Source organism: Piscinibacter sp. (assembly GCF_050175855.1).
Classification (GTDB): domain Bacteria; phylum Pseudomonadota; class Gammaproteobacteria; order Burkholderiales; family Burkholderiaceae_C; genus Piscinibacter.
Window position 1 is genome coordinate 1 of the sequence record NZ_JBFXIO010000307.1, and the last position, 6,350, is coordinate 6,350.

8 protein-coding genes are annotated in these 6,350 nt (G+C 68.3%); all 8 read left to right on the top strand.

Features of this window, described 5'->3' with window-relative positions; genetic code table 11:
- Positions 1 to 1,282, top strand: a 1,282-nt coding sequence (gene bchY / locus AB7U92_RS19635; RefSeq protein WP_428580865.1) for a chlorophyllide a reductase subunit Y, incomplete at its 5' end; no start/stop codon positions are given.
- Entirely contained in the window at positions 1,279 to 2,754 is a 1,476-nt protein-coding gene (gene bchZ, locus AB7U92_RS19640) for a chlorophyllide a reductase subunit Z (RefSeq protein WP_428580868.1), read from the top strand. The genes bchY and bchZ, both read left to right, overlap by 4 nt.
- Before the next feature lie 111 nt (positions 2,755 to 2,865).
- Positions 2,866 to 3,012 (top strand): light-harvesting antenna LH1, beta subunit, encoded by a 147-nt coding sequence (gene pufB / locus AB7U92_RS19645; protein WP_341892702.1) that lies wholly within the window; start codon positions 2,866 to 2,868, stop codon positions 3,010 to 3,012.
- Between the two features lie 44 nt (positions 3,013 to 3,056).
- Positions 3,057 to 3,281 carry a hypothetical protein gene (locus tag AB7U92_RS19650; RefSeq protein WP_428580872.1) on the top strand — a complete coding sequence of 75 codons (225 nt, stop codon included), beginning with the start codon at positions 3,057 to 3,059 and terminating at the stop codon, positions 3,279 to 3,281.
- Positions 3,282 to 3,293: 12 nt separating this feature from the next.
- Positions 3,294 to 3,503, top strand: a complete 210-nt coding sequence (pufA, locus tag AB7U92_RS19655) for a light-harvesting protein (protein ID WP_428580875.1) — start codon at positions 3,294 to 3,296, stop codon at positions 3,501 to 3,503.
- 116 nt (positions 3,504 to 3,619) lie between these two features.
- On the top strand, positions 3,620 to 4,459 hold the full coding sequence (gene pufL / locus AB7U92_RS19660; RefSeq protein WP_428580877.1) for a photosynthetic reaction center subunit L: 840 nt from the start codon (positions 3,620 to 3,622) through the stop codon (positions 4,457 to 4,459).
- A 16-nt stretch (positions 4,460 to 4,475) separates the two neighbouring features.
- Entirely contained in the window at positions 4,476 to 5,462 is a 987-nt protein-coding gene (gene pufM, locus AB7U92_RS19665) for a photosynthetic reaction center subunit M (RefSeq protein WP_428580880.1), read from the top strand.
- Positions 5,459 to 6,350: photosynthetic reaction center cytochrome PufC (gene pufC, locus AB7U92_RS19670; RefSeq protein ID WP_428580883.1), on the top strand; the 892-nt coding region annotated here is incomplete at its 3' end. The genes pufM and pufC, both read left to right, overlap by 4 nt.

A 6,350-nucleotide genomic window follows, 5' to 3' on the forward strand; every position in this document is an offset into this window, starting at 1 on the left:
CTCGGCCTGCTGCGTCTACGGCCTGACCTTCACCTCGCATTTCTACGGCGCCAAGCGCTCGGTGGGCTACGTGCCCTTCAACAGCGAGACGCTGGTCACCGGCAAGCTGTTCGAGGACATCCGCGAAGCCGTCTTCCGCGAGGCCGACCCGGCCAAGGTCGACGCCGTGGTGATCATCAACCTGTGCGTGCCCACGGCCAGCGGCGTGCCGCTGCAGCTGCTGCCGAAGGACATCAACGGCGTGCGCATCATCGGCATCGACGTGCCGGGCTTCGGCGTGCCCACGCATGCCGAGGCCAAGGACGTGCTGGCCGGCGCGATGCTCAAGTACGCGCGCGGCGAGGCCGAGGCCGGCCCGGTGGCGGCGCCGCGCGGCGGCGTGGCGTCGCGGCCGACGATCACGCTGCTCGGCGAGATGTTCCCGGCCGACCCGGTGGGCATCGGCATGATGCTCGAGCCGATGGGCCTGGCCGCCGGCCCGGTGGTGCCCACGCGCGAGTGGCGCGAGCTCTATGCCGCGCTCGACTGCGCGGCCGTGGCGGCGATCCATCCTTTCTACACCGCCAGCGTGCGCGAGTTCCAGGCCGCAGGCCGCGCGGTGCTGGCCTCTGCGCCGGTGGGGCTGGACGGCACCGAGGCCTGGCTGCAGGCTGTGGGCACGGCCGCCAACGTCGAGCAGGCGAAGATCGACTCCGCCAAGAACAAGTGGCTGCCGGCCATCCGCGGCGCGCTGGCGCGCATGCCGGTCAAGGGCCGCATCACGGTCAGCGGCTACGAAGGGTCGGAACTGCTCGTGGCGCGGCTGCTGATCGAGAGCGGCGCCGAGGTGCCCTACGTCGGCAGCGCCTGCCCGGCCACGCCGTGGAGCGCGCCCGACCGCGAATGGCTGGAGGCGCGCGGCGTGCACGTGCAGTACCGCGCCTCGCTCGAGCAGGACATCGCCGCGGTGCGCGAGTTCAAGCCCGACCTGGCGATCGGCACGACGCCGGTGGTGCAGGCCGCGAAGGAAGCGACGATCCCCGCGCTGTACTTCACCAACCTGATCTCGGCTCGCCCGCTGATGGGGCCGGCCGGTGCCGGCTCGCTGGCGCAGGTGGTCAACGCGGCGATCGCCAACAAGGGCCGCTTCGAGGCGATGCGCGAGTTCTTCGGCGACGTGGGCGGCGGCGACCGCGCCGGGGTGTGGGAATCGCAGCCGGTGCTGCGGCCCGAGTTCCGCGCCGAGACGCGCCGCCAGGTCATCAAGATCCAGAAGCGGCTCAAGGCGGAGCAGATGGTATGAGCTTCATCCTCGACCACGACCGCGCCGGCGGCTACTGGGGCGCCGTCTATGTCTTCACGGCGATCAAGGGCCTGCAGGTGGTGATCGACGGCCCGGTGGGCTGCGAGAACCTGCCGGTCACCTCGGTGCTGCACTACACCGACGCGCTGCCGCCGCACGAGCTCCCGATCGTGGTGACGGGCCTGGCCGAAGAGCAGCTCGGCCGCGAGGGCACCGAGGGTTCGATGAAGCGGGCGCACGCGGCGCTCGACCCCGACCTGCCCAGCGTGGTGGTCACCGGCTCGATCGCCGAGATGATCGGCGGCGGCGTCACGCCCGAGGGCACGACGATCCAGCGCTTCCTGCCGCGCACCATCGACGAGGACCAGTGGCAGTGCGCCAACCGCGCGATGTACTGGCTGTGGACCGAGTACGGCCTGCGCAAGGTGCCGCAGCGCACGCCGTTCGCCGAGCGGCCGGCGGGCGAGAGGCCACGCGTCAACATCATCGGCCCGAGCTACGGCACGTTCAACTCGCCCAGCGACCTGGCCGAGATCCGCCGCCTGGTGCAGGGCATCGGCGCCGAGGTGAACATGGTGTTCCCGCTCGGCAGCCACCTCGCCGACGTGTCGCGCCTCGTCGAGGCCGACGTCAACATCTGCATGTACAGGGAGTTCGGCCGCATGCTGTGCGAGGCGCTGGAGCGCCCGTACCTGCAGGCGCCGATCGGCCTGCACAGCACCACGTCTTTCCTGCGTGAACTCGGAAAGCTTCTCGGACTCGACCCCGAGCCCTTCATCGAGCGTGAGAAGCACACCACCATCAAGCCCGTCTGGGACTTGTGGCGGTCGGTCACGCAGGATTTCTTCGGCACGGCCAGCTTCGCGGTGGTGGCAGGCGAGACCTACGCCCGCGGACTGCGCCATTTCCTGGAAGACGAGCTGGGCCTGCCTTGCCAGTTCGCGGTGTCGCGCACGGCGGGCACCAAGACCGACAACGCCGAGGTGCGCCGCCTCGTGCACGAGAAGACGCCGCTGGTGATGTTCGGCAGCTTCAACGAGCGCATGTACCTCGCCGAGGTAGGCGCCAAGGGGCCGATGAAGCCAGCCTACATCCCGGCCTCGTTCCCCGGCGCGATCATCCGCCGCGCCACCGGCACGCCGTTCATGGGCTATGCCGGCGCCACCTACGTGGTGCAGGAGGTGTGCAACGCGCTGTTCGATGCGCTGTTCCACATCCTGCCGCTGGGCACCGAGCTCGACCAGGTCGAGGCCACGCCGGCGCGCCATCACGACGAGCTGCCCTGGGACGACGACGCCAAGGCGCTGCTCGACGACCTCGTCGAGACGCAGCCGGTGCTGGTGCGCATCTCCGCGGCCAAGCGGCTGCGCGACCGCGCCGAGGCCGATGCCCGCCGCCATGGCGAAACCCGCGTCAGCGCGCAGCGCATGGCGCAGTCCAACAACGCTTCGCTGCAGGGGGTGCCGGCATGAGCACGCGCCCGCAGCGCGGCACTCGAACGTCGCGGCAAGGGGCCGCGGCTGCCTCCGTCGCGCAGGCGTGGTGCGCGGCTGGTCGCAAGACCATGCTGAAGGAGTATTCCTATGGCTGAAAGAAAGGGCTCGATCTCGGGCCTGACCGACGAAGAGGCTCAGGAGTTCCATCGGTTCTGGGTGCAGGGGTTCGTGGGCTTCACGGCAGTCGCCGTCGTCGCGCACGTGCTCGTCTGGGCCTGGCGCCCCTGGCTCTGAACTGAACGTTTGACGCACACCCACCCAGCACGAGGGGAGTTGCCATGGTCCATTCCGAAAGCGCACCGCACAAGCAAGGCACCGCAGGCAGGACGAGCAGTTTCGCCCTGATCTTCGCACTGAGCTTCGTCGTGTTCCTCGCCATCGCCCTGATCGGGCAGGTACTCGGTTGGCACTGGCGGTCCTGGCTGCCGGGAGCGGAAGGCGTCAAGTCCCTGTATGGCGGCGTCAAGGCGGCTGTCTACACCTTCATGTCGCATCTCACGTAGGAGCTTGGAATCATGTGGAGAATCTGGCGTTTGTTCGATCCTCTCCGGGCGATGGTCGTCCAGGGGGTCTTCTTGGCCGGGCTGGCAGTGATGATTCACCTCGTCCTGTTGAGCACGAACAAGTTCAACTGGCTCGATGGCCCGAAAAAGGCCACGGTGGCGTCCGCGAACGCCCCGATGCCCACTGCGGTTGCCTCTGCCGGCATCACGACGGCGAAGTAGCACGCAGTCCAGTGCAGCGGGTGGAGCCGGTATCGCAAGCACCGTCTCCCCCGTCTGCCTGGCCGGCGCCCCCTGAGGCGCCGTCCGAGAACATGTAAGGGTCGGAGGACCAAGCCATGGCGATGTTGAGTTTCGAGAGGAAGTACCGCGTCCGCGGAGGCACGCTGATCGGCGGTGACCTCTTCGATTTCTGGATGGGCCCGTTCTACGTCGGCTTTTTCGGGGTGACGACGGCGTTCTTCACCTTCGTCGGCGTGGCGCTGATCCTGTGGGGCGCGGCCATGGGGCCGACCTGGAACCTCTGGCAGATCTCGATCGCCCCGCCCGACCTGTCGTACGGCCTGCGCATGGCGCCGCTGCTCGAAGGCGGGCTGTGGCAGCTGATCACGATCTGCGCGCTCGGCGCCTTCGTGTCGTGGGCGCTGCGCGAGGTGGAGATCTGCCGCAAGCTCGGCATGGGCCTGCACGTGCCGATCGCCTTCGGCTTCGCGATCTTCGCCTACTTCACGCTGGTGGTGATCCGCCCGGTGCTGATGGGCGCCTGGGGCCATGGCTTCCCCTACGGCATCTACAGCCACCTGGACTGGGTCAGCAACGTCGGCTACCAGTACCTGCACTTCCACTACAACCCGGCGCACATGATCGCGATCAGCTTCTTCTTCGCGACCGCGCTGGCCCTGTCGATGCACGGCGGCCTGATCCTCTCGGCCACCAACCCGAAGAAAGGCGAGCGCGTGAAGACGCCGGCGCACGAGGACACCTACTTCCGCGACGCCGTCGGCTACTCGATCGGCTCGCTGGGCATCCACCGCCTCGGCCTGTTCCTCGCGCTCGCGGCGGTCTTCTTCAGCGCGGTGTGCATCGTCATCAGCGGTCCGTTCTGGACGCGCGGATGGCCCGAGTGGTGGGGCTGGTGGCTGAACCTGCCCATCTGGAGCCAATGGCCCATCCGCTGAGCCCGGGAGCGACATCATGATGATCGAATACCAGAACCTCTTCACCAGCGTGCAGGTGGTCGGCCCGGCAGAGCAGGGCGTGCCGCTGCCGCCGGGCAACAGCCCGCGCACCGGCAAGAACCCGTGGGTCTCGCACCTGCTCGGCCGCATCGGCTGCGCGCAGATCGGGCCCATCTATCTCGGGCCGCTGGGCCTCGCGTCGATCATCTTCGGCACGCTGGCCTTCAACATCATCGGCTTCAACATGCTCGCGCAGGTGAACTGGGATCCGATCCAGTTCGTGCGCCAGCTGTTCTGGCTGTCGCTGGATCCGCCGTCGCCGGCCTACGGGTTGTCGCTGCCGCCGCTCAACGACGGCGGGTGGTGGCTGATGGCAGGCCTGTTCCTGACCATCTCGATCATGCTGTGGTGGGCCCGCATGTACACCCGGGCCCGAGCACTCGGCCTGGGCACGCACGTGTCGTGGGCCTTCCTCGCGGCGATCTGGCTGTTCCTGGTGCTGGGCTTCATCCGCCCGCTGCTGATGGGCAGCTGGAGCGAGGCCGTGCCCTTCGGCATCTTCTCGCACCTCGACTGGACCGCGGCCTTCTCGCTGCGCTACGGCAACCTCTTCTACAACCCGTTCCATGCGCTGTCGATCGCCTTCCTGTACGGCTCGGCACTGCTGTTCGCGATGCACGGCGCCACCATCCTGGCCGTCACTCGCTTCGGCGGCGAGCGCGAGATCGAGCAGATCGTCGATCGCGGCACGGCCAGCGAACGCGCCGCGCTGTTCTGGCGCTGGACGATGGGCTTCAACGCCACCACCGAATCCATCCACCGGTGGGCGTGGTGGTTCGCGGTGCTGTGCCCGCTGACCGGCGGCATCGGCATCCTGCTGTCGGGCACGGTGGTCGACAACTGGTACCTCTGGTCGATGAAGCACGGCGTCGTGCCGCCCTATCCGCACGTGTTCGGCACCGTGATCGACCCCGCCACGGTGATCCAGGGAGTCAAGCCATGAGCCTCGTCGCGCGCGTCACCTCCCTTCTCGCCGGCGCGGCCGCCGTGCTGCTGCTGGCCGGCTGCGAGCGGCCGCCGGTCGACTCGGTGCAGCACGGCTACCGCGGTACCGGCATGCTCAACGTCTACAACCCGCGCACGGTGGAACTGCAGGTGCCGGCCAACCAGCCGCCGGAGGCGATCCCCGCCGCGCCGGACGATGGCCCGAAGGCCAAGGACATCTACAAGAACGTGCAGGTGCTCGGTGACCTGAGCGTTGGCGCCTTCACGCGCCACATGCTGTCGATCACGCAGTGGGTGGCGCCCAACGAGGGCTGTGCCTACTGCCACAACGTCGAGAACCTTGCCGACGACTCGAAGTACCAGAAGATCGTGGCCCGGCGCATGATCCAGATGACGCAGAAGGTCAACGCCGACTGGAAGACCCACGTGGCTGCCACCGGCGTCACCTGCTGGACCTGCCACCGCGGCCAGGCCGTGCCGGCCGAGATCTGGTTCCAGGCCGAGCCGCAGAACAAGCGCGCCGACTTCATCGGCAACCTCAACGGCCAGAACCAGGCCGCGAAGACGGTCGGCCTCAGCTCGCTGCCCTACGACCCGTTCACGCCCTACCTGAAGAAGGCGGTGGTGATCGGCGTCGGCGCGGGCACTGCTCTGCCCACCGGGCACGTGGCCTCGCTGCAGGACACCGAGCAGACCTACGGCCTGATGATGCACTTCTCGAAGGCGCTGGGGGTCAACTGCACCTACTGCCACAACACGCGCAACTTCAGGGAGTGGAGCGAGAGCACGCCGCAGCGCACCAACGCCTGGCTCGGCATCCGCATGGTGCGGCAGCTCAACAACGAGTACCTCGAGCCGCTGACCGACACCTTCCCGGCCGAGCGCA

Excerpts from the sequence above, each read along its gene's own strand:
- pufA (WP_428580875.1), top strand. The coding sequence starts at position 3,294 with ATGTGGAGAATCTGGCGTTTGTTCGATCCTCTCCGGGCGATGGTCGTC.
- pufB (WP_341892702.1), top strand. The coding sequence starts at position 2,866 with ATGGCTGAAAGAAAGGGCTCGATCTCGGGCCTGACCGACGAAGAGGCT.
- pufM (WP_428580880.1), top strand. The coding sequence starts at position 4,476 with ATGATGATCGAATACCAGAACCTCTTCACCAGCGTGCAGGTGGTCGGC.
- bchZ (WP_428580868.1), top strand. The coding sequence starts at position 1,279 with ATGAGCTTCATCCTCGACCACGACCGCGCCGGCGGCTACTGGGGCGCC.
- AB7U92_RS19650 (WP_428580872.1), top strand. The coding sequence starts at position 3,057 with ATGGTCCATTCCGAAAGCGCACCGCACAAGCAAGGCACCGCAGGCAGG.
- pufL (WP_428580877.1), top strand. The coding sequence starts at position 3,620 with ATGGCGATGTTGAGTTTCGAGAGGAAGTACCGCGTCCGCGGAGGCACG.